The organism is Bradyrhizobium sp. AZCC 1610 (assembly GCF_036924515.1).
Classification (GTDB): domain Bacteria; phylum Pseudomonadota; class Alphaproteobacteria; order Rhizobiales; family Xanthobacteraceae; genus Bradyrhizobium.
The window spans coordinates 3,028,300-3,051,653 of record NZ_JAZHRR010000001.1; the positions used below are offsets into that span (position 1 = coordinate 3,028,300).

At 61.0% G+C, this 23,354-nt stretch carries 37 protein-coding genes and 2 tRNA genes; 37 read left to right on the forward strand and 2 right to left on the reverse strand.

Annotated elements, in window-relative coordinates; translation table 11 throughout:
* The first annotated feature begins 239 nt into the window (after positions 1-239).
* The 14 genes from V1279_RS14845 to V1279_RS14910 all read left to right on the forward strand — a co-directional run bounded on the left by V1279_RS14845 (position 240) and on the right by V1279_RS14910 (position 5,487).
* Complete coding sequence (locus V1279_RS14845) at positions 240-365, forward strand: hypothetical protein (RefSeq protein WP_334437021.1); 126 nt, start codon at positions 240-242, stop codon at positions 363-365.
* The gene (locus V1279_RS14850) at positions 362-517 is read left to right on the forward strand and encodes a hypothetical protein (RefSeq protein WP_334437023.1); all 156 of its coding nucleotides are present in this window, start codon (positions 362-364) and stop codon (positions 515-517) included. Before V1279_RS14845 ends, V1279_RS14850 begins: the two co-directional genes overlap by 4 nt.
* Before the next feature lie 64 nt (positions 518-581).
* Positions 582-713, forward strand: a complete 132-nt coding sequence (locus V1279_RS14855; RefSeq protein ID WP_334437025.1) for a hypothetical protein — start codon at positions 582-584, stop codon at positions 711-713.
* 14 nt (positions 714-727) lie between these two features.
* Positions 728-1,009 (forward strand): hypothetical protein, encoded by a 282-nt coding sequence (locus V1279_RS14860; RefSeq protein WP_334437027.1) that lies wholly within the window; start codon positions 728-730, stop codon positions 1,007-1,009.
* Entirely contained in the window at positions 1,006-1,260 is a 255-nt protein-coding gene (locus V1279_RS14865; RefSeq protein ID WP_334437029.1) for a hypothetical protein, read from the forward strand. Before V1279_RS14860 ends, V1279_RS14865 begins: the two co-directional genes overlap by 4 nt.
* Positions 1,261-1,326: 66 nt before the next feature.
* A complete protein-coding gene (locus V1279_RS14870) occupies positions 1,327-1,752 on the forward strand; it encodes a hypothetical protein (RefSeq protein WP_334437032.1) in 426 nt (141 codons plus the stop codon).
* Complete coding sequence (locus V1279_RS14875; protein ID WP_334437035.1) at positions 1,739-1,996, forward strand: hypothetical protein; 258 nt, start codon at positions 1,739-1,741, stop codon at positions 1,994-1,996. Before V1279_RS14870 ends, V1279_RS14875 begins: the two co-directional genes overlap by 14 nt.
* A gap of 226 nt (positions 1,997-2,222) precedes the next feature.
* Positions 2,223-2,708, forward strand: a complete 486-nt coding sequence (locus V1279_RS14880) for a hypothetical protein (RefSeq protein WP_334437037.1) — start codon at positions 2,223-2,225, stop codon at positions 2,706-2,708.
* Positions 2,705-3,058: a hypothetical protein gene (locus V1279_RS14885; protein WP_334437039.1), complete on the forward strand. Its 354-nt coding sequence runs from the start codon at positions 2,705-2,707 to the stop codon at positions 3,056-3,058. The genes V1279_RS14880 and V1279_RS14885 overlap by 4 nt, the downstream gene beginning before the upstream one ends.
* 3 nt (positions 3,059-3,061) lie before the next feature.
* Positions 3,062-3,325, forward strand: coding sequence for a hypothetical protein (locus V1279_RS14890; RefSeq protein ID WP_334437042.1), 264 nt, complete (start codon positions 3,062-3,064; stop codon positions 3,323-3,325).
* Positions 3,326-3,497: 172 nt separating this feature from the next.
* Positions 3,498-3,641 carry a hypothetical protein gene (locus tag V1279_RS14895; RefSeq protein ID WP_334437045.1) on the forward strand — a complete coding sequence of 48 codons (144 nt, stop codon included), beginning with the start codon at positions 3,498-3,500 and terminating at the stop codon, positions 3,639-3,641.
* A gap of 625 nt (positions 3,642-4,266) precedes the next feature.
* A tRNA-Met gene (locus V1279_RS14900) sits at positions 4,267-4,341 on the forward strand.
* A gap of 23 nt (positions 4,342-4,364) precedes the next feature.
* Positions 4,365-5,405 carry an endo-1,4-beta-xylanase gene (locus V1279_RS14905; protein ID WP_334437048.1) on the forward strand — a complete coding sequence of 347 codons (1,041 nt, stop codon included), beginning with the start codon at positions 4,365-4,367 and terminating at the stop codon, positions 5,403-5,405.
* 9 nt (positions 5,406-5,414) lie between these two features.
* A tRNA-Trp gene (locus tag V1279_RS14910) sits at positions 5,415-5,487 on the forward strand.
* Here V1279_RS14910 and V1279_RS14915 read toward each other — a convergent pair.
* Entirely contained in the window at positions 5,488-5,976 is a 489-nt protein-coding gene (locus tag V1279_RS14915; protein WP_334437051.1) for a hypothetical protein, read from the reverse strand.
* Between the two features lie 69 nt (positions 5,977-6,045).
* Between V1279_RS14915 and V1279_RS14920 the strand changes: the two genes are divergently transcribed.
* From V1279_RS14920 to V1279_RS14935, 4 genes are read left to right on the forward strand one after another with little or no spacing between them, the layout of a single operon-like run.
* A complete protein-coding gene (locus V1279_RS14920; protein ID WP_334437054.1) occupies positions 6,046-6,456 on the forward strand; it encodes a hypothetical protein in 411 nt (136 codons plus the stop codon).
* Positions 6,453-6,782 carry a thioredoxin family protein gene (locus V1279_RS14925; protein WP_334437057.1) on the forward strand — a complete coding sequence of 110 codons (330 nt, stop codon included), beginning with the start codon at positions 6,453-6,455 and terminating at the stop codon, positions 6,780-6,782. Before V1279_RS14920 ends, V1279_RS14925 begins: the two co-directional genes overlap by 4 nt.
* A complete protein-coding gene (locus tag V1279_RS14930) occupies positions 6,779-7,006 on the forward strand; it encodes a hypothetical protein (RefSeq protein ID WP_334437060.1) in 228 nt (75 codons plus the stop codon). The genes V1279_RS14925 and V1279_RS14930 overlap by 4 nt, the downstream gene beginning before the upstream one ends.
* A 25-nt stretch (positions 7,007-7,031) precedes the next feature.
* Positions 7,032-7,574, forward strand: a complete 543-nt coding sequence (locus V1279_RS14935) for a hypothetical protein (RefSeq protein WP_334437063.1) — start codon at positions 7,032-7,034, stop codon at positions 7,572-7,574.
* Here the strand turns inward: V1279_RS14935 and V1279_RS14940 are convergent.
* On the reverse strand, positions 7,571-7,843 hold the full coding sequence (locus V1279_RS14940; protein ID WP_334437065.1) for a hypothetical protein: 273 nt from the start codon (positions 7,841-7,843) through the stop codon (positions 7,571-7,573). The genes V1279_RS14935 and V1279_RS14940 overlap by 4 nt on opposite strands.
* Between V1279_RS14940 and V1279_RS14945 the strand changes: the two genes are divergently transcribed.
* From V1279_RS14945 to V1279_RS15035, 19 genes are all read left to right on the forward strand, one after another.
* Positions 7,829-8,509 carry a nucleotide-binding protein gene (locus V1279_RS14945; RefSeq protein ID WP_334437067.1) on the forward strand — a complete coding sequence of 227 codons (681 nt, stop codon included), beginning with the start codon at positions 7,829-7,831 and terminating at the stop codon, positions 8,507-8,509. The two genes, V1279_RS14940 and V1279_RS14945, sit on opposite strands and share 15 nt — an antisense overlap.
* An 8-nt stretch (positions 8,510-8,517) precedes the next feature.
* On the forward strand, positions 8,518-9,048 hold the full coding sequence (locus tag V1279_RS14950) for an AAA family ATPase (RefSeq protein ID WP_334437069.1): 531 nt from the start codon (positions 8,518-8,520) through the stop codon (positions 9,046-9,048).
* Positions 9,049-9,088: 40 nt separating this feature from the next.
* On the forward strand, positions 9,089-10,861 hold the full coding sequence (locus V1279_RS14955; RefSeq protein ID WP_334437071.1) for a GDSL-type esterase/lipase family protein: 1,773 nt from the start codon (positions 9,089-9,091) through the stop codon (positions 10,859-10,861).
* Between the two features lie 176 nt (positions 10,862-11,037).
* A complete protein-coding gene (terL, locus tag V1279_RS14960; protein ID WP_334437072.1) occupies positions 11,038-12,501 on the forward strand; it encodes a phage terminase large subunit in 1,464 nt (487 codons plus the stop codon).
* A 20-nt stretch (positions 12,502-12,521) separates the two neighbouring features.
* Positions 12,522-14,090, forward strand: coding sequence for a DUF4055 domain-containing protein (locus V1279_RS14965; protein ID WP_334437075.1), 1,569 nt, complete (start codon positions 12,522-12,524; stop codon positions 14,088-14,090).
* 35 nt (positions 14,091-14,125) lie between these two features.
* Positions 14,126-14,383: a hypothetical protein gene (locus V1279_RS14970; RefSeq protein ID WP_334437078.1), complete on the forward strand. Its 258-nt coding sequence runs from the start codon at positions 14,126-14,128 to the stop codon at positions 14,381-14,383.
* A gap of 80 nt (positions 14,384-14,463) precedes the next feature.
* Positions 14,464-14,751: a hypothetical protein gene (locus V1279_RS14975; protein WP_334437081.1), complete on the forward strand. Its 288-nt coding sequence runs from the start codon at positions 14,464-14,466 to the stop codon at positions 14,749-14,751.
* Positions 14,752-14,834: 83 nt separating this feature from the next.
* A complete protein-coding gene (locus tag V1279_RS14980; RefSeq protein ID WP_334437084.1) occupies positions 14,835-15,062 on the forward strand; it encodes a hypothetical protein in 228 nt (75 codons plus the stop codon).
* A 361-nt stretch (positions 15,063-15,423) separates the two neighbouring features.
* The gene (locus V1279_RS14985) at positions 15,424-16,332 is read left to right on the forward strand and encodes a hypothetical protein (protein ID WP_334437087.1); all 909 of its coding nucleotides are present in this window, start codon (positions 15,424-15,426) and stop codon (positions 16,330-16,332) included.
* A 133-nt stretch (positions 16,333-16,465) separates the two neighbouring features.
* A complete protein-coding gene (locus tag V1279_RS14990; protein ID WP_334437090.1) occupies positions 16,466-17,422 on the forward strand; it encodes a major capsid protein in 957 nt (318 codons plus the stop codon).
* 86 nt (positions 17,423-17,508) lie between these two features.
* A complete protein-coding gene (locus V1279_RS14995; protein ID WP_334437093.1) occupies positions 17,509-17,808 on the forward strand; it encodes a hypothetical protein in 300 nt (99 codons plus the stop codon).
* Positions 17,809-17,820: 12 nt separating this feature from the next.
* Positions 17,821-18,249 (forward strand): gp436 family protein, encoded by a 429-nt coding sequence (locus V1279_RS15000; protein WP_334437096.1) that lies wholly within the window; start codon positions 17,821-17,823, stop codon positions 18,247-18,249.
* Complete coding sequence (locus tag V1279_RS15005; protein ID WP_334437098.1) at positions 18,249-18,728, forward strand: phage virion morphogenesis protein; 480 nt, start codon at positions 18,249-18,251, stop codon at positions 18,726-18,728. The genes V1279_RS15000 and V1279_RS15005 overlap by 1 nt, the downstream gene beginning before the upstream one ends.
* Positions 18,728-19,315 carry a hypothetical protein gene (locus V1279_RS15010; protein WP_334437101.1) on the forward strand — a complete coding sequence of 196 codons (588 nt, stop codon included), beginning with the start codon at positions 18,728-18,730 and terminating at the stop codon, positions 19,313-19,315. Before V1279_RS15005 ends, V1279_RS15010 begins: the two co-directional genes overlap by 1 nt.
* 1 nt (position 19,316) lies before the next feature.
* A complete protein-coding gene (locus V1279_RS15015) occupies positions 19,317-20,531 on the forward strand; it encodes a hypothetical protein (RefSeq protein ID WP_334437103.1) in 1,215 nt (404 codons plus the stop codon).
* 23 nt (positions 20,532-20,554) lie between these two features.
* A complete protein-coding gene (locus V1279_RS15020) occupies positions 20,555-20,830 on the forward strand; it encodes a hypothetical protein (RefSeq protein WP_334437105.1) in 276 nt (91 codons plus the stop codon).
* Positions 20,811-21,170 carry a GPW/gp25 family protein gene (locus V1279_RS15025; protein WP_334437107.1) on the forward strand — a complete coding sequence of 120 codons (360 nt, stop codon included), beginning with the start codon at positions 20,811-20,813 and terminating at the stop codon, positions 21,168-21,170. The genes V1279_RS15020 and V1279_RS15025 overlap by 20 nt, the downstream gene beginning before the upstream one ends.
* Positions 21,171-21,246: 76 nt before the next feature.
* Complete coding sequence (locus V1279_RS15030) at positions 21,247-22,056, forward strand: baseplate assembly protein (protein WP_334437109.1); 810 nt, start codon at positions 21,247-21,249, stop codon at positions 22,054-22,056.
* Positions 22,057-22,060: 4 nt separating this feature from the next.
* Positions 22,061-23,290, forward strand: a complete 1,230-nt coding sequence (locus V1279_RS15035) for a phage tail protein I (protein WP_334437112.1) — start codon at positions 22,061-22,063, stop codon at positions 23,288-23,290.
* Positions 23,291-23,354 lie beyond the last annotated feature (64 nt).

A 23,354-nucleotide genomic window follows, 5' to 3' on the forward strand; every position in this document is an offset into this window, starting at 1 on the left:
TGACTGCAAACCATGGGGAGATCCAGCCGGCCAATCTCCGCAGCCGGCCGGTCCGGGTTCCCGTTTGCATCCCCGCAAACCGTCCCTTGACAAAACCCGCCTATCCCTGTACTGGATTTGCTACGTTAGCATTCGTGCAAACGACAAGCCCCAACCCGGGGACCGGATGATCCAGTCCGGTTCCTGGCAAGGGAACTTCCTTGCCCGCACGTTTGCATGAATTCAACTCCGAGGACCGAATGACCCCTGCCCGGTACGCGATCAGCCTGATCGCCCCGCCGGCCATCTTCGGCATCGTCCTCGTCGGCTTCTACTACGTCCGGAAGGTCTTCCGCTTCGTCATCGAGAACGGCGGCGCCCGATGATGGAGGATCTCGCGTTCGTCGCGGCCCTCGGGTCGCTGACCATCAAGCTGCTGTTCCTGACCGGCGGCGCACTGGCGATCGCCGCGGCGACAATCCTGGCGCTGAACTGGATGGCAAGCGCCTCCGATCATCCGCCGTGGAATGAGCGCTGAACAAGTTTCACAGAGCCCGCAGCCTGCCTCGGCAGCTCGGGTCACCAATTGCCAAGGCCGGAGCATGAAACGCTACCTGATTGGATTTGCGCTCGCGCTTTTCGCTGAGATCGCGCTGATCACCGCGTTCGCTCCGGCCTTCTGGCTGTGGCTCTACATCGCCGCGTATTGCGCGGTGGTGCCGCGATGCATGTGAACCGGAAGGATGGGATGAGCGAAGACAAGGAGCAGACCAGACTGGTCGACCTCGCACTCGATGTCATGGAGGATGAGCTGGCCGCGTGGAAGCGGTTTGGCACTCACCAGCCGAAGACCACGCGCATCATCCGCTACGGCAACCCTTCGCCGTGCCCCGATCCGATCGGCACCGAGGCCACATCCGGTGAGACGGTCCAGTGGCTCGACGTGCCGGACAAGGACGTCAACAGCATCCTGGTCCGCTTCGCGATGGACAGGGTTGTCGCCGCGCTGCGCCGAGAGTTCGCGATATGAGCGTCGGCGTCCACTGCATTGTCGTGGGCGTCCTGCTGCTGATCGCTGCCGCTGCGTTCCGATTGATGAAGCTGGAAGAGAGCCGGGTGTCTGGCTTCGATGATGCAGATCTTGAGCTGCTCAACATGCCGGCGCACGAGCGCATCGCCAAGGATCTCGCCAAGCTCCACGGCTACCCAGAATTCATGTGGCGGCGCTTCACGCCGCTGGCTGTCACCATTCTCCTGATGCGGGGCCGGAATGCCAATTGAAGTCACTCAGATCCTGATCGCGTTTGCCGCCGGCATCGCACTGATGATCGCTGTCGCGGAGTCCGCATGACTACGATCGTCTACCGCGACGGCATCCTCGCCGCCGATACTCGGATGATCGCGGGCACCTCCATCATCGGCAACATCTGCAAGATCGTCCGTCGCGAAGACGGAGCGCTCTGCGGCGGGGCCGGCCACGCTTCCATCGTGCAGGCGTTCCAGCGCTGGTTTCTCGAAGGAGAAGAGGGCGATCCGCCGGTCGAGGAGGAGACCAAGGCGCTGGTCATCAGCCCCCGCGGAAAGGTCGAGATGTTCGAGTGCGACGGCACGATCGAGTGGCGCGCTCCGTACGTTGCGATCGGCAGCGGCAAGGAGTTCGCACTCGGCGCCATGTTCATGGGCGCCGACGCAGTGCAGGCGGTCAAGGCAGCCATGAAGTTCGACCCGTACTCGGGCGGCAAGGTGATGAAGCTGACCCATGACAAGGCCTGATCCAATCTCCACCAGCCCGCTCGCCGCGGTCGCCTTCAAGGCCATCCAGCATCTCGACAAGCTGATCGGGCCGATCGAGGCGCAGTTCTGGATGCAGACAAGCAACGAAATCCTGGCCGGCGACACGCCGGTCGCAGCCATCAAAGCGCGTCGGGCCGACGATGTCATGGCCGCGGTTCGCATCGTCGCAATGGAGAAGGGGCTCTTCGAGGAGCCGTTCCTTCCACCACACCACAGGAAGTGATCATGCCGTTTCCATTCTCCGTATTCCTTTTCAACTATGTCATCTGGCAGGCCTCGATCGAAGCGGCATTCCGCTTCACGCCGGTCGAGGCACGACAGTGAATGGCCTCAAGACTTTTGACCGCATCGCCTACGTCCTCGTGCCGTTACTGCTCGTCACTGCGCTTGCGCTTTTGATCGGCCCATCAATCGGCTGATAGCCGGCGGCGCCTACCTGAGCCACGCCAATGAATGCTCTGAAATCCATCGCCCTCGCGGGCGCGATGCTCCTGTCTGCCTGGCTGCCAGCCAGTGCCGTTGTGGTTATCCAGAAGGATAACGGCGGGATCATCGTCGACTACGTCAAAAAATACACCGACATCCGCGACAGCGGAGAGAGGATCATCGTCGACGGCGAGTGCTGGTCCGCCTGCACCTTGTTCCTGGGACTGGTCCCGAAGGAGAACGTCTGCCTCACCGATCGAGCCGTCCTGGGTTTCCACTCCGCGACCACGCGGCAGCAGATGCCGGGCGGCAAGGTGAAGGTGTCGCATGCGGTCGAGTTCTCGGCCCTGATGTTCAGCCTCTACCCGTCCGAACTTCGCAGAATGCTGAAGGTGATGGGATGGGACGGTGATCAACCAGAAATTCCGCATCCGGATTTCGTCACCGTGGAAGCGCACCAGCTGACCAAGGTCACCCGGAAGTGCTCCATTGAGGATTGGCGACCATGAGCCGGCGAAAGGTGCCGGACAGGAACGCGCTGCCCTCGATCATCAAGATCGGTATCGCCGAGTACACGCTGATCCATTGGGATCCGCTCGAAGCAGAGGCGGCGAGATGCAACGGTGAATGCAACATCTTCACGTTCGAGATCAGGGTCCGCACCGACATGCCGGACTCGCTCTTCGCCGAAATCCTCGAGCACGAGATCAACCACGGCTGTTGGGCTGCCGCGAAGCTGAAAGGCCGCGCGAGCGAAGAGACGGTCGTCAATCGGCTGACGCCGATCCAGATCGCGGCCCGACGCGACAACCCTGAAATCTACGCCTGGATCGACCGGGCGATCGCCCAGAAAGTGTGATCCATGGTCAACGCAATGGTCGCCTCTTCCAAGAGGCAGGCCGAGGCGATGATCGTCTGGCTGAAACTCGACCCAGTTGAGTGGGTGCCCGTGGTTTACGGCCAGCCGATCAAGAACCTCTACCAGCACGCCAAACTCGTCCGACCCAGCGAAGGTGTCTTCAAAGAGCACTGCGACTGGGTTTTGGAGAAGCTCGTGCCTCATCTGTGCCTGACGGTGACGACAGTTCCTCCGAACTGGAAGATCCCACAAGAGCACGTCGACTAACCATCCCCGGAGCACAGAACAGGGAGCAGCACGCCGCAGGGCAATGCTGACCGACTGCTAAGACCCGGCCTGCAGCGGGGTTTCCTCCTCCTTTACCCGCTGCGCCCGAGAACAAATCAGCTTCGGCTGCAAACCCTCGGGCACCCAACCCTTTCCTCTAACGGAGTCCATCATGGACAAAGTCAAAGCTGCTTACGGCTACGCCAAATCTGTTCACGGATATGCCGTGAGCTGGGTTGCTGCGCATCCCGCCGCGACCGTCAACGCGATCTTCGCCGTCGTTGTGCTGAAGGTCGTCTCCAAGATTTTCATCTGATCAGGTGGCCTGCGGCACCGGTAACGGTGTCCGTTCTAACGGGTAAGCCAGCAGCCCCGTAGCCCTCGTAATTCCTCAAAGCGGCCCCTGAGGGGGAACGGCTGATCCCCGTAAACGCGATGCGGTTGAGGCATACGAGCGATCGACTTCTGGATTGGATCGCTCCCACCTGTACTCTCTCGTGTGTCACCCGGCGGGGAATAAACGCACAGCCAGTCGGCGAAGAGGTCCATGGTAAGTCGCCGACGACCGTTTGAGATGAGCGTGATGCACATCGAGGTCGAAAGGATCGGAGTGGTCACCCTGCGGGGCGGCGCACGGCACGAGGGAGTCTATTTTGCGGTGCCGGCCGATAGTCACCTGACGACATAGGGGTGGCCGGTTAAATGAGGCCATGCGTCAAGCCGCGCGCTCGCTTTTGCGAGCACGCCCGCCATCGCTATCTGGTGGCAGGCATCAATGGAGCCCCAAATCGCCACTGACATGAAACAGTCCCGCGCTGACCGCGCGGCTGCGTTATGCGATTGGGCCATCCGGGTCGTAGCTGGTCGAGCGATCACGCGAGAGGACGGGCGCTGCCGGGGAGCAGCAGACAAGGCCCTGAGAAGGCCATCCCCACAAATTCGCCAGGGTAGCTCAATGGTAGAGCAGCGGCTTCATAAGCCGCAGGTCGTTGGTTCAACTCCTCCCCCTGGCACCACTTTCTTGAAAGGACGACTATCAGTGGACAGCCTCAATGTTACCGCCGAAGCCAGCGGCCTGATGTTCGGCGCAGCGGCAGGGCCAACCGTCCTGACCGATCCAAATCTCGAAGCGCTGTACAAAGAACACTGCGGCATCATCACGACCGACATTGCGCTAAAGTGGAGCACGGTCCGTCCGAACGCCAACTTTGTCCCGGTCTGGACTCAGGCCGATGCCCTTATCTCTTGGGCCGAGGCAAACGGGATCCTGATCAAGGGTCACAACCTCGCCTGGAACGAATACGCTCCGGCATGGCTCTGGACGTCGAATGCCAGCGGCCCCGATTACGGCGTCCTGAATGTCCCGGTCGAGGATGCCAAAAACTACTTCGACCAGCACATTACCGAGACCGTCAGCCGATACGCTGGGCGGATCGCTATCTGGGATGTCGTGAACGAGCCGATCGAACCGGCCCATGGACGCCCTGACCTGATGCGCTCCAAGATCTGGATGAAGGTGTTCGGCCCGAGCTATGTCGAGCGAGCTTTCCGCCGCGCGCACGCCGCCGACCGGGACGCCAAGCTTTTCATGAACGAACAGTCGCTCGATCGCATGGGCTGCGAGAAGAACCGGCTTGCGTTCCTCACGCTGGTCGATCGTCTGCTTGGTCGGGGCGTCCCCATCCACGGCATCGGCTTCGAAAGCCATCTCACCCTGTGGGCCGGCGTTACCCGCGAAGGAGTCATGTGGCTCCTCGAAGAACTGCGGAAGCGCGGGCTCGAAGTTCACATCTCCGAACTCGACATCGCCCCGCTCGGCGCAAGCAACACGGCGTTACCCACGACCACCACGGACACGGCGCTGATCGACGCGCGAGTCGCCGAGGCGGCCCGGTCGTACCTCAAAGACGTCCTGTCGTTTCCGAACGTCAAGGCGCTCATGACGTGGCAGCTCGTCGACAAGTACTCCTGGCTCATCTCCAAGGGCCAGAAGCGGCCTCTGCCATTCGACGACAACTATCAGCCGAAGGCTATGGCCTTCGAGATCGAGCGGGCTCTCCAGTATCGGAGAGCCGGCTAACCCACTTCAATCGGTGAGCGCATGGGCGTGGCCTGGTCTCCAAAACCAAGGTCTGAGGGTTCGACTCCCTACACCGGTGCCATCAATTGAACCTTGGCTTCTGGCGCATACGCTCGATCGATATCCCAGCGGTGTCGATTTCAACAACTTCGCCTTTATCAGTGGTCCCAGAACAAAATGGCTCGACCGACCTGTCCGGCATGAGTCGCATCTTGCAAGAAGCGTTTATGCCGTAGGCCTTCATCACAGATTTTGCGAACTGCTCCGGTGGCATGTCTTCCGCGCCGAAAAAGCATTTCCTCAGTGACATCTTTGCGATCTTGTCGCCTTCCATATCGAAGGCGGCGCAGCCCTTGCCTTCCTTGGACATGAAGTCCGGGATTGCGGGGTCACGAAACAGAATGAATGCGGGGTTTTTACCGTTCCCCCCCACGTACTTTGCTGGCTTCGATGCAAGAATTTCTTGCCTCGTCATATTGACGTGGAAGCCATTGAACTTCGTCGCCTCATCGGCGTGAGCCGATGATGTCACGACCCCCAACAACAACAACAACAACCCGACAATTCTCATAGCGCCCCTCTGCTCCCTGAAAGGAGCGAGTCTAGCGCGCACGAGTCGTGTCGTCACTAGGGTTTCCACATGTTTCAGCTGCTTGCCCTGATCCCAGGGCTGATGAGCGGTCTATTGACCTGGCTCAACAAGAAGACTGATGCCGATCTTGAGAAGTTCAAGACGGCGATCGGAGGTGACGTTCAGCTCAATGTCGCCGAGCTGCGCTACAAGGTCGAGATCGCCCGCATGGCGGCCGACATGCGCAAGGACGACCGGGAGCACTGGTTCACCGCCTGGATGGTGCCAACCGCCTTCGCGATCTTCATCATCCACGTCGCCGCTGTCGTGTTCGACAGCATCCCTCTGCTGGGCCATGAGGTCGGAAGCTGGAACATTTCCAAGCTGCCGCCGCCGTACGCCTCCATGCAGGAAAACATCGTGCTGACCATCTGCGGCGTTGCCGGAGTGTCGGCCGTCAAGAAGATCTTCTCCCGATGAAAACCCTGACCGACACCTCCTTCAACGAAGTTGTCACCTCGCCGAAGCCCGTCATCATCAAGTTCGAGGCGAAATGGTGCCAGCCCTGCAAGGCGATGACGCCGATCATGTTGGAGATCGAGAAGGAACTCGCTGACCAGGTGACCTTCTTCAGCGCCAACGTCGAGCACTGCTCCTTGATCGCCCAGCGCTTCAAGGTGACCCAGATCCCGGCACTGCTGGCGATCGACAACGGCGTGGTCACGGCACAGAAGACCGGCGCTGCCAAGAAATCGGAGGTCCTGGCATGGATCGATCTGGCGCTGCCGAGCCTGCGGCAGTCGTGAGCCAAGCAGACGATTTCGGTTTCGTTATCGACCTGATCGCCCAGACCGTCACCTTCGAGGGTGGTTACCGCGCCCCCATCACCGAGATGCTCGATCGGCGAGGGGAAGAGACCGAAACGCCAGCGGACGTCAGGTTCGTCATCGTGGAAATGCCGCCGGAAGGCCTGTGGGTCACCCTCGACCTGGACGACCTCCGCCGGGACATTTCCTATTCCACCCACTGAAACAGTCGCAAAGAGAAACAAGAAAATGACTGATCTACCGCCGCGTCGCCGGGGACGGCCGACGAAGGAGGAGGCTGCTGCGCGCGAAGCCGCTGCAAAAGCCGCCCAAGAGAAGGAAGCGGAGGAGGGGGCGTTCCTCGACGAGCTGCTTAATGCTCCGGTCCAGCCCCGCAAGACCAAGCTGCAGCCCGACGCGGACACGCTCCGGGCGCTGTCGGAAATTGCCAAGCTGTTCGGCACCCTCGACGAGGCTGCATCCATCCTGGGCGTCAGCCGGCGCACCATGACGAACTTCCTCAACGAATACGAGCTGGCGCGGGACGCCTGGGACGACGGCATCGGCCGCGCCAAGGTTTCGCTGCGCCGGAAGCAGTTCGCTCTCGCCGACAAGAACGCGCCGGCCGCGATCTTCCTCGGCAAGAACTATCTCGGCCAGAAGGACGAGACCACCAGCAACCTCAACGTCAAGACTGAGGTCTCTCAGATGACGGAGGAGCAGCTGATGGAGATCGCTGCCCGCGCGCCGGCAGCGCCGCGACAGCCACCCAAAAAGGAAAGCGTCCACTAATGCAAAATCGTCGGCACCACATCTTGACTGAAGATGTGCGTCGACAGCGGGCGGTAGCGCTGGAAGCCGGCAGGCTGCTGCGCGGAAACCCAGCCGAGGAAAGCGTTCGCGCAAACCTGCCGAGCGTAGATCACGTCAGCCCACCGGCTGCGGATCGCGAACACCTCCCGCCCGTCGCACCAGAACCTCTGATCGAAATCGATCGACCCCGGGTCGAACCAGACCCACCAACCAAACCAAAGGAAAACAGAACAATGGGAAAGCCCCATGTTGTAATCGTCGGCGCCGACAAGGGCGGCGTTGGCAAAACCTTCGTCTCCCGCGCCGTGCTCAGCTACTTCAAGGCCCAGGGCGCCGATGTCCGCGCGTTTGACACGCAGCAGCCGGACGGCAACCTGAAGCACTTCCATCCCGAGATCACCGAGATCGTGGACCTGTCCACCTCGGACGATCAGATCAAGGTGTTCGACTCGGTGCCGAAGCATGCGGTCACCGTGATCGACATCCAGGCCGGCCTGCTCACCCCGACGCTGACCTTGCTCACCGACATCGGCTTCCTCGACCTGGTCAAGGAAGGCAAGATCGACGTCTCCGTTCTCCATGTGATCGGCAGCACGAAGCAGTCGTTCAACGAGATCGAGGGCACCGCCAAGATCCTGGATGGCTCCCGCCACTTCATCGTCACCAACCACACCAACGACGCCGCCTTCTTCAACGGCATCGAGGGCGTGGCGACAGAAACGCTCAAGGTCGGCACGGCGCTGATCGACATCCCCAAGATGGATGAGCGAGCCACCGAGCATGTGGAAGCAGCCGCCACCTCGTTCGACGACTACGCCAAGAACGGCAGCTCCTTCGTCATGAAGGGCAAGGTCGGCAAATGGCTGAAGGACGTGTTCGTCAAGTTCGACGCGGCCAAGCTGCACATCAAGTAAGGAAACCAATGAGCGCCTTCGTCATCAACCTCATCGGCGGTCCCGGCTCCGGAAAGAGCACGACCGCAGCGGGCCTGTTCTTCAAGCTGAAGCTGGCCGGCGTCAAATGCGAGTTGGTGACGGAGTTCGCCAAGGAACTCGTCTACGACGAAAACTGGCTCGACCTGAAGCGGCAAATCTATGTGCTGGCTGAGCAGGAACGACGCCAGCGCCGTCTCGTGGACAAGGTCAACGTGATCATCACCGACGCTCCGCTGTTGACTGGGGTTGCGTACATCCGAGACCCCCGCGATCGAAAGGCGGTCGAGGTCTCGGCACGCAGCCTCTTCGACACGTACTTCAACGTCAACTTCGCGATCAAGCGCGTCAAGCCGTACCAGGCGTACGGTCGCAGCCAGACCGCGGCGGAGGCGAAGGAAATCGACAACAGGCTGCTCAACGAAATCTACGTCAACGAAGTGATCGAGGCTTGTGTCCCCGGCGACGAGAACGCGCCGGACGCGATCATCGATGCGCTCAAGCAGAGCAAGCTTGTCTGACGCAGTACAAACACCATCAATCCAAGGAAAGCAATTCAAGATGAGCGTCTTAAAGTTTAGAAAGGGCGAGTGGGTCCTTCTCAATCGATCCAAGAAAGCCCTGGCCGTAGTCGCCGCCGCCGCAACTGCGCCAATTGCCGGCCTTTCCGCCGCAACCGTGTCTGCTGACGGCAAGACCTACACCGGACGCGGTGTCAAGCCAGGCTCAACCGTAACGGTGTTCGCCAACGGTAGCGTTGCCGGAACTGCAACGGCAGATGGATCTGGAAACTGGAGCTACACCTTCGCCACCGCACCAAACGCAGGGTCCGTGATCGGTTGGGATGGCACTCTTTCTGCCCCCACCACTACGGCGCCCGCGATTGCAGCAACCCTTTCCGCGCTCACCCTGTCGAACGTTTCCTTCACGGCCGGCGCGGCTGCCGGCACGGTGATCGGCAACATCTCCGGCAAGACCGCCGGATCGACCCTGTCGGTGACCCCAAACGACGGAAAGGTCGCGATCAATGCTGGCCAGACCGGTCTGGTCGTCGGCCTGTCTGCGTCCGCCGCCGGAACCACCAGCTACACGATCACCGAGACGCTCGCTGGGGCCACGAACACGCCACGCTCGACCACGTTCTCCATCACCGCCAATCCGGCTGTTGTTCCTTTCAACTCGCGCCTGGTCATCGAAGGCGACAGCATCACCGCTGGATCGAACGGTCCGCAGTGGGCCTGGGCCGCTCTCGCCCGCACGCGCGGCCGGTACTACATGCCACAAAACTACAACCAGGCTACCGGTGGCCAGACCGCAGCGCAGATGGCGACGCAGGTCTCCGCGATCAATGCGTTGTCACCCAAGGTCGTCAATGCCCTGATGGGTACTAACGATCTTGGCGGATCGAGTGATACTCCTGCGACCATCTGGGCCAACATCAAGACCTGCTGGAAGGGCTACCTCGACGGCACCGCAGCTTACGTCAACGCCGGCACGGTCATGCGGCGAACCGACACCAACTTCACCAATCTCGGTGCAGGTCGTGAAGCTGATCGCGTCACTCTGAACAACCTGATCAAGGGTTATGCGACAGATCCCGATCTGGCGAACTACAAGGACAAGATCCGAGTCGTCGACCTGGAGTCGGTCTTCAATCCTGCCACCGACGCCCTCGATGGGCTGCATCCGAACTGGCTGGGCGCCATCAAGATCGGTAACGCTTTCGGCGATAGCTTGAACTCGTTGATCGACACTTCGAGCGTCCTGACCGACCTCTATAACAGCGCCAGCACCAACCTGATCCTTCTGGCGGGGAAGAACGCGCTTCTGACCGGAACGGCCGGAACGCTAAGCGGAACGCCTACGCCAATTGGTCCAGCTCCTACCAACTGGACGCTGTCTCATAACGACTCGTTCACGGTCACCTCGGCCCAGCCGACGATGAACGGCGCGCAGGCGTTTGAAGTCGTTGCGTCGGGCACCAACACCACCGCGAACCGTGTAGCCAACTTTTCGAGCACCTGCGCCTACACGGGCAATATCGGTGACCAGATGGAGTTCTGCGTCGACTTCTCGCTGGCCGCTGGCCACCAGGGCATTCGCGCGATCTCTTTGACCTGCGATACCGGCGCCACGCCAAGCAACGTTTCCTCTGTCGTGATGGACGGGGCCGGGGCGATCTCCGGCACGTTGCGGACTTACGGCAACGGTCCGTTGACGACGTCGAAGACCAGCTCGACGCTGCAGTGCCTCGTCACCTTCGCGGCAGGCCCGATCAGCGCCGACATCACCTGGGGACGTCCTTACTTCCGTAAGGTTCCAGCAGGCGCCTAATCGAAACAAGACCCCTGACGGGATCGCGCAAGCGACCGCAACACTAAGTCCTGAATTGACAGGACGATCCGCTTGGCCAGCGGGCGTGGGGTCCTCTTTTTCACTCTGGTCGAGTTGCCGCTTCGGGGGCATCAGCCCTCGGGCCTCGACCGGAGTCTAAACCTTCGGAATTCATTGTGAACCCGCTTACCGATGTCTCCCCAGAGGAGGCAGCGGCCGAAATCCTGCGTCGTAGGAGGGGCCGCGAGCACCTCATCGACTTCACCGAGTACACGCTCCACAAATACTACGCCGATCCTTTCCACCACATCGTGGCGGAAGCCCTTGAGCGCGTCGAGCGAGGCGAATGCAAGCGCCTCATGATCTTCGCGCCTCCGCGGCACGGCAAAAGCGAGCTGTCCACTCGGCGCTTCCCGGCCTGGTTCATGGGCCGCAATCCCGAGAAGAACGTCATCTCGGCGTCCTACAACGGCGACTTCGCCACCACCTTCGGCCGCGAAGTCCGCGGCATCGTCAAGAGCGACCAGTACAAGAAGCTGTTCACCAGCGTCGGCATCAAGTCCGACAACCGTGCGGCTGACGAATGGGAGCTGGAGAGCGGCGGCAAATACTTCGCGGTCGGCGTCGGCACCGGTACCACCGGTAAGGGCGCCCATCTGTTCCTGATCGACGATCCGATTAAGGACCGCAAGGAAGTCAAGTCCGCCAATTTCCGCCAGGACCAATGGGACTGGTACCGCGACGTCGTTTACACCCGTCTCGAAGAGGATGCCGCAATCGTCCTCACGCTGACGCGGTGGCATTACGACGACATCGCCGGCCGCCTGGTCGACATGATGAACGACGGCAAGGGTCTTCCGTGGGAGATCCTGACGCTGCCGGCCATCCCCGAGGTTAAGTGGGTCACGGGCGAGGACGGCGTCAAGCGCATGGTCCTCAACGAGGATGGCACGGTCCCGGGCGATCCGCTCGGCCGCAAGCCAAAGGATCCGCTGGCGCCCAACCGCTTCTCCTACAACGCGCTGATGGATCGCGCCGAGGTTCTCGGCGAGCGTTCCTTCTCCGCGCTCTACCAGCAGAAGCCAATGGCCGACGACGGCGGCATGTTCCGTGCCGACTGGTTCGAGCCGCCTGCCGAAATGCCAGCTCGCCGCGTCCGCGTTCGCGCGTGGGACTTGGCGGCATCGTCTGACGGCGACTGGACGGTCGGCGTGCTGATGTCGAAGGACCCTCAGGGCATCTTCTACATCGAGAACGTCATACGCTTCCGCGGTTCGCCGCTGGATGTCGAAAAGAAGATCTTCGAGACGGCCCGAAACGATGGTCGCTCGGTCACGATCGTAATTCCGCAAGACCCGGGCCAGGCCGGCAAGAGCCAGGCCCAGAACTTCATCCGCCGGCTCGCCGGCTACATCGTCAAGACACCCCGCCCCACAGGTTCGAAAGAGACCCGGGCTGCCGCATTCGCTGCGCAGGCCGAAGGGATGAACGTGAAGATGGTGAAGGGCAGTTGGAATGACTGCTTCACCGATGAATTGGAAACCTTCCCCCTTGGCGTCCACGACGACCAGGTGGACGCGGCTTCCGATGCCTTCAACGAACTTCTCGGTCCGAGAAAGGCGGCGGTCCTTGACTGGTAACGTCAGGACACCACCCCACAATGGCTGATACCCAAGCCCAAGCCTACGTCCCGTCGCCCCAGGCGGGCAATCCCGGCGAATTGTCGTCTGCCGCAACGGTCATGCAGCAGCGAACGAGCATGCTCCGCGCGGTCTATGGCGGCACGGAGACGATGCGCGCGAAGGAGAAGGAGTTCCTTCCCCAGTATGAGAAGGAGTCGGATACCCGATACAACGCTCGACTGGCTTCCACGTTCGCTCTCAACAAGCTCAGGGAGGCCGTGGATGCGGCTTCCGCAAAACCCTTCCGGACACTGCTGAAGGTGCTGAACGGCGATCCTGACCTCGATCTGTGGGTCAAGGATGCCGATCTGCAGGGCAACCACCTCCATCTGTTCGCGCACTCGTTCTTCAACAACGCGATGCTCGACGGCATGTGCCACATCCTGGTCGATCATCCGGACACCTACAATCTGCCGAACCTGGCCGCTCAGAAGGCGGCCGGCGCCAGGCCGTTCATGAAGTTGTTCAAGGTGAACGACATCGCAGCGGCCTATGACCAGTACGTCGGCGGCGATACCAAGACCGTCCACGTCCGCATCCGCAGCCAGCGCGCGGCGCGCGAGGGCTTCAAGGAGGTGCTCTACAACCAGATGCGGGTCATCGAGATCGACCCGACCAAGACCTCCGGCATCGTCCAGCTCTGGGAGCAGAAGGCGGCGGCGGGCGGCGGCAGCTGGGAGTTCGTCGCTGAGACCCCGCTGAAGAATATGGCCGAAGTTCCGTTCGTGACCATGTATGCCGGCGAAAAGGAAGCCGACTATCAGGTACGCCCGGTGTTCATCGATCTGGCTTACAAGCAGATCGAGCACTGGATATCGACGTCCGATCAGCGCTCGATCCTGTCGGCGGCCCGCTTCCCGATGCTGGCTTGCTCCGGCGTGACGATCGACCCGGAAGACGAGAAGCAGTTCGCGATCGGTCCCTACAAGGTCCTCTACGCGCCCGAGGCCAATGGCCGCTGGTATTTCGTGGAGCCGAAGGGCACCGCGATCGAGTCCGGCGCCAAGGATCTCGATCGGCTCGAGATGCAGATGGACATGATGGCGCTCAACCCGGTCACGGGCACGCACCGTCAGTACGTTCCGCAGAACGAGCGCGACATCCAGGAGACCCGAGTTCACTCCGTGGTCCACGACGTCGCCATCAACTGTCAGGACGCCATCGAGAAGGCCATTCGCTTCATGGGGCAGTGGACCGGCAAAGATTATTCGAACGTGGAAGCGGTGCTGAACACCGAGTTCTCCAACACCAAGGACCGCCTGCTGGAGGTCAAGGAGCTGGTGAACATCTACGAGAAGAAGGGTCTGACCCGCGAAAGCCTGTTGCGCGAAGTCTACAAGCGGAACCTGCTTGGCGAAGAGTTCAACATCAAGGACGAAGTGGCGGCCCTGGCGGCCATCGACGCCGCGCTCCAGGCGGCCGAAGCCGGCGAAGCGCCGACCGGCGGCAAGGCCCCGACCGAGGAGAAGGATCCTCCGAAGGCGGGAACCGAAGAGCCGCTCCCGGACTTCCCGAAAGGTCAGACGCGCCCCAAAAAGCAAATTTGATTGACGCGCTTGAATGCGCATGTTAGCAGACGACTATGGCCGAGGAACGACTGACATTTGAACTGGAACCGTACTATTGCGAACCCTGCTCGGAGAAGCAGGGAACGCTGGTGCAGGAGCTTGTCAGGATGATCCCTCGGTCGGTCGTGATGTTCGGAAAGCTGGTCGGGGACGAGTATTATTGCTGCCCGATCTGCTTCGAGCCCAAGTTCGCGGTCAAGGGCAAGAAGGCGGTCAAGAAAAAGCCCGCCGAGCGCCCCACCGCTCCCGGCCCAGTCCTCGTTAAAGGCTGATTTGCATCCCGTTTGCAGAGGCTCTTGACAAAACCCCGGTACTGTGGTTTGTCATTTGCTTAAATGCAAATGGAGTGACCGTGCGGCTCTTCGAACGCAAAAACCTCGTCCAGGCCTTCAGGCTGCCACTTTGGGGGCAGGCTTCGGACGAAACCCCGCCACATTGGCTGGTGAAGCGCCTGCAATCGGGCGAACTCGTGATCAACAGCCTTGGCGGCGTCACAATGACGAACCGATGGGGTCATCAGCAGTGTGCGGCTGGCGACTTCATCCTTCTCACCGATCGGGACGCCATCGAGTTTGCAACTCCCGAGGAGTTCGAGCAGCTCGAAGAGATCTCGCCCGACATGCTGCTACGCGCAGCGTAATCCAAGCCACGCCTTAGGCGTCGCTCACCTGACCCGCCCGGTTCGCCGCGGCGGGTTTTTTCGTTTCCACAAGGAGTCCACCAATGAAGAAGATCCTCGTTTCCGTCCTGGCGCTCGTCGCGCTGTCCGTGCCCGCTGTTGCCGGCAAGGTGAAGTATGACGCCGATGCCACCCCCGCCGCGATCGCTGCTGACAAGGCTGCGAAGAAGGCCGCTGTCAAGGAAGGCGTCGTTCCCTGCGCCATGATCGACACCAAGACCGGCAAGTGCGTCACGTTGCTGGTGCTCGACGCTGGCGGCGGCGACTCGTAAGCTTTCCTCACTCCAACTTCTAGGCCGCCAGGACTTCGGTTCTGGCGGTTTCTTTTGGACGACAGCCTTCGCCGGGCTCGTAATTCGGCGAACCCATTCGTAATCGCGCTCCCTCTTCACCGGTCGAGCGCGATTTCAGCGGTCTCAGTTCGCATCCCGCACAAGACGGACAGAGATGCCCAAGAGCGCGTCGCACGCCCGCGCCGCCGCTGAACAGATCCTAATTCGCCAGCACTGATCAACCGAGCGCCGGGACGGCCTCGAAGCGATCGGCGCCGGCAACTCGAATTCCCCGACTCCTCGGGGATTTCACCGGACCCAAGGCGGGATGCCTGACGGTCCTTTTATCACGAGGGGCGGGATGCCCCGCATTTCCGGGATGGATATGCTTAAAGCAGTCGTTACTGATCTCAACACCGTCGAAGAAGCTCATCGCGCGTTTTACGTTGAACGGAACGGGAAGTTCTACGTCAACATCACGCCGACCGAAGGCTTCGAACTCGACAACGTCCAGGGCCTGAAGAACGCCCTCGGCGCGGAACGCAACAACGTTGCCGTGCTGAAGGAACAGATCAAGCCCTACGAAGGCCTCGACGCCGCCGCGGCTCGCACCGCGATCGAGCGCATCGCCGCCTTCGGGGACATCACGCCGGACGCAGCCAAGACGGCTGTGGAGACTGCCGCACGACTGACGGCATTCGATCCCGCGAAAGAGGCTGACAAGATCGCCAACACCAAACTTGAGACCCTCAAGGGTCAGCTCCAGGCGCAGTTTACCCTGCGCGAAACCGAGCTGCTCCAGCAGGTCAAGGGCGCGGAGGGCACGGTCAACAGCCTGACGGGGCAGTTGCAGACTTTGGTTCGCGACAACGAAATCAAGTCTGAACTCGCAAAACTCAATCCGCTGGACGATGCGCGGGATGCCATCGAACTTCTGGCGGGCAAATCGGTCCGAACCAAAATGGTGGACGGGAAGGTCGTGGTCGAGGTTCTCGACATCAACGGCAACCCGCGGATCAAGGACGTGAACGGCACTCCCTTCACTATCGCTGACCTCCTCACCGAGGTGCGCGACAGCCGGCCTTCACTGTTCAAGCCTGAAGACAAGCGTGGAATGGGCACGCAACCGGGCACCACTCCGCCGAGCCTCCAGGGCGTCACGAACCCCTGGGCCGCAGAGACCCGGAACGTAACCCAGCAGATGTTGCTGGAAAACACCAAACCAGAATTGGCCAAGCAGCTGAAGGCAGCTGCAGGCGTCAAGGACTAAACCTCCTCACACGTCAACAAGAGCAACCGCCGGGATCATCGTGTCCCGGCGTTTGTTCGAATGCAAATGCCTCTCAGAGCGAAGCCAGTCACAACCTCAAGAGTGAGAAATGACTGAGACTCGTCTCGCGGACATGATCGTCCCGACCAAGTTCAACAAGTACGTTCAGACGCTGTCGACCCAGAAGTCGCGGCTCTTCCAGTCGGGCATCATCACCGACCTGACCTCCACGATCGACGCCGAGATCGAAGGCAAGACGGTCAACATGCCGTTCTTCAACGACCTCGACGCCTCGGAAGAGGAGCAGGTGCTGGATGACCAGTCCGACCTGACCGTTGGCAAGATGACGACCGGCCAGGACGTGGCCGTGAAGCTTCTGCGCGGTAAGGCCTTCGGTACGTCGGACCTCGCGGCCGACCTCTCCGGCGCCGACCCGATCGACGCGATCGCCAACCGTTTCGCCGACTGGTGGAACAAGCGATTCCAGACCGCGCTGCTCGCGACCCTCGCGGGCGCGATGGGCTCGGCCGCAATGGCGGCCAACGTCAACGACATCTCGGCCCTGACCGGCGGCGCGGAATTCTTCGACGCCGACAGCTTCATCGACTCGGCGTTCTTGCTGGGCGACGAGCAGGGTGGCCTGACCGGCGTTGCCGTCCACTCGCTGACCCTGAAGGCGATGGTGAAGGCCGACCTGATCGACTTCATCCCCGACAGCGAAGGCAAGCTGACGATCCCGACCTACCTCGGCAAGACCGTGCTGGTCGACGACACCATGCCGGTGTCGGGTGCGGGCGCGAACCGCATCTTCACGACCTACATCTTCGGTCAGGGCGCGATCGGCTTCGGCGAACGTTCGCCGAAGGTGCCGGTGGAGGTCGAGCGCCAGGCTCTGAAGGGCATGGGCCAGGAGTACATCGTGAACCGCCGCCAGTGGGTCATGCACCCCCGCGGCATCAAGTGGCTGGGCACCACCCAGGTCGGCGTCACGCCGAACAACGCTGAGCTGGCCCTCACGACCAACTGGCAACGCGTGTACGATGCGAAGATCATCCGCATCGTGGCGTTCAAGCACAAGCTGGCCGCCTAATCGTCTGATCCTCTGACGTTAGGTTTCTGAAACACAAGACCCTCCTGGAGAAATCCGGGAGGGTTTTTGTGACTCTGGAGATTTCCATGTTCGGAATTAAGGGCTACCGAGCCCGCGAAGCCGCAGCTCGTCTGCGCAACAACCGCAACCTGGTCTCGGAAGAGGTCCGGGCTGCGCGTCACGCCGTCCTCCCTGACAAGATCGACCAGCCCGCGGCTGAAGTCGAAGTGCCGGTGACGGACGAAACGCCTGTCGCTCAGACGGAGCCGGTGCAGGCCGAAGTTGAAGCGACCGAGAAGGTCGAAGCCGAAGTGACCGAGAAGGTCGAAGGCGAACCCAAGGCCGAAGAGCCGAAGGCAGCCAAGGCCAAGGGCAAGAAGAAGTAACAAGGAGCTGTGATGGGCTACGCCACAAAAGAAGACATCGACGAGCTTTACGGCACCGATCTTCTGGTCCGCGTAGCCGATTACAACCGCGACGGTCAGCCTGACCCCGAGGTCGTTGCCAAGGGACTTCAGGCTGCCGGCGAAATTTGCGATGCCTACTTGTCGGCTCAGTACACCATTCCGGTGACGCCGACGCCAGGTGTGGTCAAGAACTGCGCGATCGACATCGCTGTCTACAAGATAGCGCTCGGCCGCACAGGCCGCACCGACGAAATGCGCGTCCGGTACGAAGACGCTCTGGCGCTGCTGGAGAAGATCTCGACCGGCAAGGTCGGCCTCGGCCTACCGCCCACCACGGGCGAGGACGAAGAAGGCAACCCGACGACGGAGAACCCGAACGCCAGGCGTTCCGGGAGATCCTTTGACTGCGGCAGGGCGTAATGCCCAGTCTCAGCGTCAGGCTCGACCAGCAAACGCTGAGCAGGCTGAACCGCCGGCTGGCGGAGCTACTGCGTGACGCCACCGATCTCGAGCCGGTGATGCAGCAGGCCGCTCAGTACATGAAGAATTCGACGGTCAACCGCATCGTGCGGACCAAGACCTCGCCAGGCGGTGAGCGGTGGGCAGCATTGTCCGACGTTACCGCCGAGCTGAAAGGTCATGACCAGCCGCTGTTCCATTCGGGCGAAATGTCCCGAGGCATCAACATCGCAGATGTCAGCGACGACGGCTTCATGATCGTCGCCGATGCGCCTTACGCATCCTACATGCAGCGCGGCGTTTCGAAGGTGAAGGGCGCATTCCGATCGAAGCGGCCCAGCCCGCAAATTCCGGCCCGTCCATTCATGGGCTACTCGGAAGAGAACATTCGACGGATCAGCAAGATGATCCGCGCTCACATCTTTAATGGAGGCGACTAATGAGCAAGGTGGTCACCTTCCGGAACAACGTCATCGACGCCGTCAAGGGGCTGTTCCCGGAAATGGACGTCGAATGGTATGACGGCCTGTTCGATGAGCAGGACATCGCGGACTGGACGCTGAAGACGCCGTGCGCCCGCGTCGCCGTGATGAACGCTCCGACCGCGCATCACTCCACCATGGAGATGAACACCAGCCTCCGGGTGGTCGTGGTCATCATCGACGAGAACCGGCACGTCGCCCTCGATGGCGATGCTCGTGCCTGGGAATACGTCGAGAAGCTCGCCGTGTTTGCCAATCTGAACAAGTTCAATACCCCGGACGCAGCGCCGGCCACCAAGGTCAGGTTCAAGCGCATCAGCCAGCCGGTGCTTCGCCGCGAAGGCGTGTCGGTGGGCGTGGTCGAGTGGGAAAGCTCGGTCATGATCGGACGCAACCGCGTCCTTGAGCGCGATTACTTCTACCGGCCTGACGGCTCGATGATCACCCAGACGCCGCAGAGCAGGGTCATTGCCCGCGGCTATGCCCACAACGAAGCCGGCATGACCGCCGAAGACGAATTGGACGTTACACCAGAGGTCGACTGATATGAAAGCCGTCCACGCGATGGAGCGAAGGCTCCAGGATCTGGAGCGTCAGTTCCAGAACAAGGAGCGGCTCGGCAGGATCGTTGACACCAAGTTCGAGAACCAGCGCTGGTACGTCAAGATGAATGACGGCGAGGATCAAACTCCGAGCGGTCAGCAGAGCAGCGGTGGCGGCAGCGGCGGCGGTCGAACTTTCAAGAGCGACTGGATGCCCTGGGCGAGCTTCTCCCACGGCACCATCAAGATGTCCGTGCCGCCGAAGAAAGGCCAGCAGGTCTTGATGCGGTCGGTCGGCGGCAAGCCCGAAATGGCGACGGTCGAGCCTCATCACTACGGCCCCGACACCCCATCACCTCACGGTGAGCACGACGAAGTCGTCTCTCTGATCGAGGATGAGGATCAGGAAGGCGGCAAGGACGGCGAAAGCGGCGGTTCCGGCGGCAGCTCCGGCGGCGAGGGTGGCGAAGGCGGCGAAGGCGAAGACAAATGGAACGCCTGGCTCCGTCAAACCAAAGACACGCACCACCTGATCATCCGCAAGAAGGAGCAGTCGGAAGATAGCTCCCAGCAGTCGCAGCAGGCCGGCGGCGGTGGCGGTGAAATGGACGCCATGAATTCCAAGGGCGGCCAGAAGCAGCAGAAGAAACGCAAGATCCCGGAGGTCTCCGAGGACGAAGGCGACGACAAGACCACCCAGATCAAGTCGACCAAGGACTACATCCTCAAGACGGTAGGCAAGAATAAGTCCTACCAGCGGATGGACGACGACAAGATCCACACTCGCTACGGCGAGAAGGACGAGAAGGGTGACGTCCTGATGGACGAGGACCAGGTCAAGGTCCAGTTCAAAGACAAGAAGTCCATGGTCAAATGGACTGAGGAAGACCTGACCCACCAGATGGGCGAGGACGACAAGTCCAAAGTGGTCTTCACCGAGGACAACATCGTCCTAACCCAAGGCGGCGACAACGCCTCCAAGACGGTTTGGAGCAAAGACTCGATCACCATCACCCAAGGCGATGATACGAGGATCGTCATCACGAAGGACTTCATTGAGGTGAAGGGTGCTTCGGACGCCTCCATCGGCGTCGATGGCGCATGGGTCCACTGCGTAGGCGGCAAGGTTCATCTCGGCGTTGCCGATCCGAAGGGAGTGGCGCCCGTCCGAGTAATGACCGAAGCCGGTCCGTCCTCCAAAGTCTTTGCCATGCTTTAACGAAATCAAGAAACGGAAAACCAATGCCCAAATACACCGTCGACGCTGCCTTCTGGCACAAGGGTCTCCTCGTGCCCGTTGGCTCTTCCGTCACGATGACGGAGGCGGAGGCCAAGTATCGCAAGCATGCTCTTACGGAAGAGGGTGACAAGGCCGCAACGGTCGAAGCGCCTGCTTTCGAGGTCGCTGAACCCGCGCCGGCTCCGGTGCTGGCGGCGGTCGTTCAGGAGAAGCCTGTGACTGGCCACGGCAAGCGGCGCCGCCATGCGGAGAGCCAGCATGCCGACAGCTCCAACTGAGCACCTCATCGACATCGATCGCTTTACCGGCGAACTCATCCAAGGCTGGGCCCGCATCAAGCAGAGCATCTACGTCATCCTCACCACCAGGCTGCGCACCCGTTTGATGCGCCTGTGGTGGGGATCGAAGTTCATCGACATGCAGGACAAGCCCGGAAACGAGGAAGTCCTGATGGCCGGCATGATGGCTGCGATCGTTGCGATCAACACCTACGAGCCTGAGTTCAAGGTGACCAAGGTCATCATCGACGAATTCGGTCCGGACGGCGACATCACCATAACCATCGAGGGCGTCGACCTGGTCGACTATGCCCAGAAAAGGTTTCGTCAAACAATCTGATTGAGCGAGGGCCTCAATGCCAAGCTTCGAGTCTCCCGCGCTTTACATCGATTTTGCGCGGCTTCCGCCCCCGAAAGTGATCGAGGAGATCGACTTCGAGGTTTTGCTGGCGGCTTACAAGACGCAGGTTCTGGCAAAGAACCCGGCGCTCGCAGCTGCTCTTGCGCTTGAGCAGTCGCCGACGAACGTTATCCTCGCGGCGGAAGCCTACGGCGAAATGATCGTCCGCGAGCGCATCAACGCTGCGGCGCGGGCCAGCATGCTTCCGTTCGCAACCTTCTCCGACCTCGATGTGATCGGCGCCCGCTTCAATGTGCAACGCATGGACGGTGAGGATGATCCTCGCTTCCGCAGGCGCATCCAGCTCTCGATGGAGAGCTTCACGACGGCCGGCAGCCCCGGCTCCTACATTTTCCACGCGCTGAGCACTTCGCTGAGCGTCAAGGACGCCACGGCGGTCGCCGAGCGCGGAACGGGTAGGGTGACTGTCACGATCATGGCGAACGGGACCAATCCGGTTCCGACATCTGCCGTGGTTGATGCCGTGTACGATCGGCTGATGTCGGATGGCATCAAGCCGCTCACCGACGAAATTTCCGTGCTGCCGGTGATTAAGATCCCGACAGACATCCAGGCAAACATCACGCTTTACCCTGGCCCAGACGCTTCTCTGGTGATCGCCGACATCAACAAGGCGCTCACCTCCCTTCGCAACCGCGTCACGCAGATCGGCAGGGACCTGAAGCGGTCGGCCGTGATCGCGGCCCTCACCCAAGAGGGCGTCCAGAACGTCGAGATCGACTTCCAGGACATCAACGTCGGAACGGGCGGGGTCGTCTGGATCAATTCAGCCAGCGTGAACGTGGCAAACGCACGCGAGGAATAACCAAATGGCTGAGCGCCTGATGGAACACATCCTGGCGCCCAACGCGACCGTCTATGAACGGACGCTGGCGTCTCAGGTAGATCGCCTTCTGGGATTGGACATCGATCGCCTCCGGCGGCTTTGGGATCCATACCGGTGTCACATCGACGACCTGCCTTATCTGGCCTGGTCGTTCTCGGTGGACATCTGGGATCCTAAGTGGCCCGACGCCAAGAAGCGCAAGGCCGTCGCCGACGCGGTCGCGCATCACCGTATCAAGGGTACGAAGGCCGGCATGGCCACGTACCTGGACCTCGTTGGGTCTCGGCTCGATCAGTTGATCGTTCCCCCGGCGCGCGGTTTCCGCATCCCGGCGATGACGAACGAGCAGTTCATGTCGTGGCTGCTGAAGCTGCCGCAGATCAGGATGTATCCTTACGTGATCCGCGATCCCGCGGGTCCGCGGGACTTCCGGATGCCGGTGAAGAGCTTCCGGAGCGACAATTTCCGGGAACGCAGCCTCGGCCCCGAACTCTACGGTCGCAAGGCCTCCGTCTACAAGAACGGCGTCGAGACCTTCGTCAAGCTGGAGTCGATGATTGAGCTTGGTGGTCAGGCCGTTGAGCGCGTCTTTATCGGCAACAGCTCGGTACGCGACTATCACTCGGACGGTTTCCGCGGCCGGAAGTTCTATCGGATGTCGGATGCGGCCGACAATATCGTCACGGTTCGCATCAATGCCAACGCCTCCGACCTGGTTTCGCTTTCGCCTGGGCTGACGCCGCAGGACGTCAAGCCGGTCCAGATCGCTGAGCGGCATGTGCCGCAGCCCGGTCAACACTTCCACGACTACAACAAATCGTTTCGTGGAGAGAATTTCCGTCGCGAGACGGATGCAGCGCGGTGGGTCTACGATCGGCTCGCGCTTCACAACAAGGAAGACCTGCCCGCAGGTCTGTCTACCAAATCGTACCGCGGTCACATGCGGTACGGGATCCCTGCTTACACGGCTCAGGCCAAGGTGGAAGTGCCGCTAGTGCGGTCGCCGGCTCTGGGCTTCGGTGGGCGCTTCCGAAATGGTTTCAGGGTTCCTACCGACATGAGCAAGCTCGACGACGCCTGCGGGGCGATCGTTGCGGCCAAGCCCCTTCGCGACACCGTTCTCGTCGACACCGTCAACTACCGGGTCGTCAGACTGAAGGAAGCGCGGAAGCTCGGAACCTTCAAACTCGGCGAAATCAAGAAGGTCGCATAAGCGATCTTCCAAGGATCATCGTCACGTCTCCATCCAGCCACCCTTCATCGGGTGGCTTTTTTGT

Coding starts and splice junctions, on each gene's coding strand:
- V1279_RS14845 (WP_334437021.1), top strand. CDS start 240: ATGACCCCTGCCCGGTACGCGATCAGCCTGATCGCCCCGCCGGCCATC.
- V1279_RS14850 (WP_334437023.1), top strand. CDS start 362: ATGATGGAGGATCTCGCGTTCGTCGCGGCCCTCGGGTCGCTGACCATC.
- V1279_RS14855 (WP_334437025.1), top strand. CDS start 582: ATGAAACGCTACCTGATTGGATTTGCGCTCGCGCTTTTCGCTGAGATC.
- V1279_RS14860 (WP_334437027.1), top strand. CDS start 728: ATGAGCGAAGACAAGGAGCAGACCAGACTGGTCGACCTCGCACTCGAT.
- V1279_RS14865 (WP_334437029.1), top strand. CDS start 1,006: ATGAGCGTCGGCGTCCACTGCATTGTCGTGGGCGTCCTGCTGCTGATC.
- V1279_RS14870 (WP_334437032.1), top strand. CDS start 1,327: ATGACTACGATCGTCTACCGCGACGGCATCCTCGCCGCCGATACTCGG.
- V1279_RS14875 (WP_334437035.1), top strand. CDS start 1,739: ATGACAAGGCCTGATCCAATCTCCACCAGCCCGCTCGCCGCGGTCGCC.
- V1279_RS14880 (WP_334437037.1), top strand. CDS start 2,223: ATGAATGCTCTGAAATCCATCGCCCTCGCGGGCGCGATGCTCCTGTCT.
- V1279_RS14885 (WP_334437039.1), top strand. CDS start 2,705: ATGAGCCGGCGAAAGGTGCCGGACAGGAACGCGCTGCCCTCGATCATC.
- V1279_RS14890 (WP_334437042.1), top strand. CDS start 3,062: ATGGTCAACGCAATGGTCGCCTCTTCCAAGAGGCAGGCCGAGGCGATG.
- V1279_RS14895 (WP_334437045.1), top strand. CDS start 3,498: ATGGACAAAGTCAAAGCTGCTTACGGCTACGCCAAATCTGTTCACGGA.
- V1279_RS14915 (WP_334437051.1), bottom strand. CDS start 5,976: ATGAGAATTGTCGGGTTGTTGTTGTTGTTGTTGGGGGTCGTGACATCA.
- V1279_RS14920 (WP_334437054.1), top strand. CDS start 6,046: ATGTTTCAGCTGCTTGCCCTGATCCCAGGGCTGATGAGCGGTCTATTG.
- V1279_RS14925 (WP_334437057.1), top strand. CDS start 6,453: ATGAAAACCCTGACCGACACCTCCTTCAACGAAGTTGTCACCTCGCCG.
- V1279_RS14935 (WP_334437063.1), top strand. CDS start 7,032: ATGACTGATCTACCGCCGCGTCGCCGGGGACGGCCGACGAAGGAGGAG.
- V1279_RS14945 (WP_334437067.1), top strand. CDS start 7,829: ATGGGAAAGCCCCATGTTGTAATCGTCGGCGCCGACAAGGGCGGCGTT.
- V1279_RS14940 (WP_334437065.1), bottom strand. CDS start 7,843: ATGGGGCTTTCCCATTGTTCTGTTTTCCTTTGGTTTGGTTGGTGGGTC.
- V1279_RS14950 (WP_334437069.1), top strand. CDS start 8,518: ATGAGCGCCTTCGTCATCAACCTCATCGGCGGTCCCGGCTCCGGAAAG.
- V1279_RS14955 (WP_334437071.1), top strand. CDS start 9,089: ATGAGCGTCTTAAAGTTTAGAAAGGGCGAGTGGGTCCTTCTCAATCGA.
- V1279_RS14965 (WP_334437075.1), top strand. CDS start 12,522: ATGGCTGATACCCAAGCCCAAGCCTACGTCCCGTCGCCCCAGGCGGGC.
- V1279_RS14970 (WP_334437078.1), top strand. CDS start 14,126: ATGGCCGAGGAACGACTGACATTTGAACTGGAACCGTACTATTGCGAA.
- V1279_RS14980 (WP_334437084.1), top strand. CDS start 14,835: ATGAAGAAGATCCTCGTTTCCGTCCTGGCGCTCGTCGCGCTGTCCGTG.
- V1279_RS14985 (WP_334437087.1), top strand. CDS start 15,424: ATGCCCCGCATTTCCGGGATGGATATGCTTAAAGCAGTCGTTACTGAT.
- V1279_RS14990 (WP_334437090.1), top strand. CDS start 16,466: ATGATCGTCCCGACCAAGTTCAACAAGTACGTTCAGACGCTGTCGACC.
- V1279_RS14995 (WP_334437093.1), top strand. CDS start 17,509: ATGTTCGGAATTAAGGGCTACCGAGCCCGCGAAGCCGCAGCTCGTCTG.
- V1279_RS15000 (WP_334437096.1), top strand. CDS start 17,821: ATGGGCTACGCCACAAAAGAAGACATCGACGAGCTTTACGGCACCGAT.
- V1279_RS15005 (WP_334437098.1), top strand. CDS start 18,249: ATGCCCAGTCTCAGCGTCAGGCTCGACCAGCAAACGCTGAGCAGGCTG.
- V1279_RS15010 (WP_334437101.1), top strand. CDS start 18,728: ATGAGCAAGGTGGTCACCTTCCGGAACAACGTCATCGACGCCGTCAAG.
- V1279_RS15015 (WP_334437103.1), top strand. CDS start 19,317: ATGAAAGCCGTCCACGCGATGGAGCGAAGGCTCCAGGATCTGGAGCGT.
- V1279_RS15020 (WP_334437105.1), top strand. CDS start 20,555: ATGCCCAAATACACCGTCGACGCTGCCTTCTGGCACAAGGGTCTCCTC.
- V1279_RS15025 (WP_334437107.1), top strand. CDS start 20,811: ATGCCGACAGCTCCAACTGAGCACCTCATCGACATCGATCGCTTTACC.
- V1279_RS15035 (WP_334437112.1), top strand. CDS start 22,061: ATGGCTGAGCGCCTGATGGAACACATCCTGGCGCCCAACGCGACCGTC.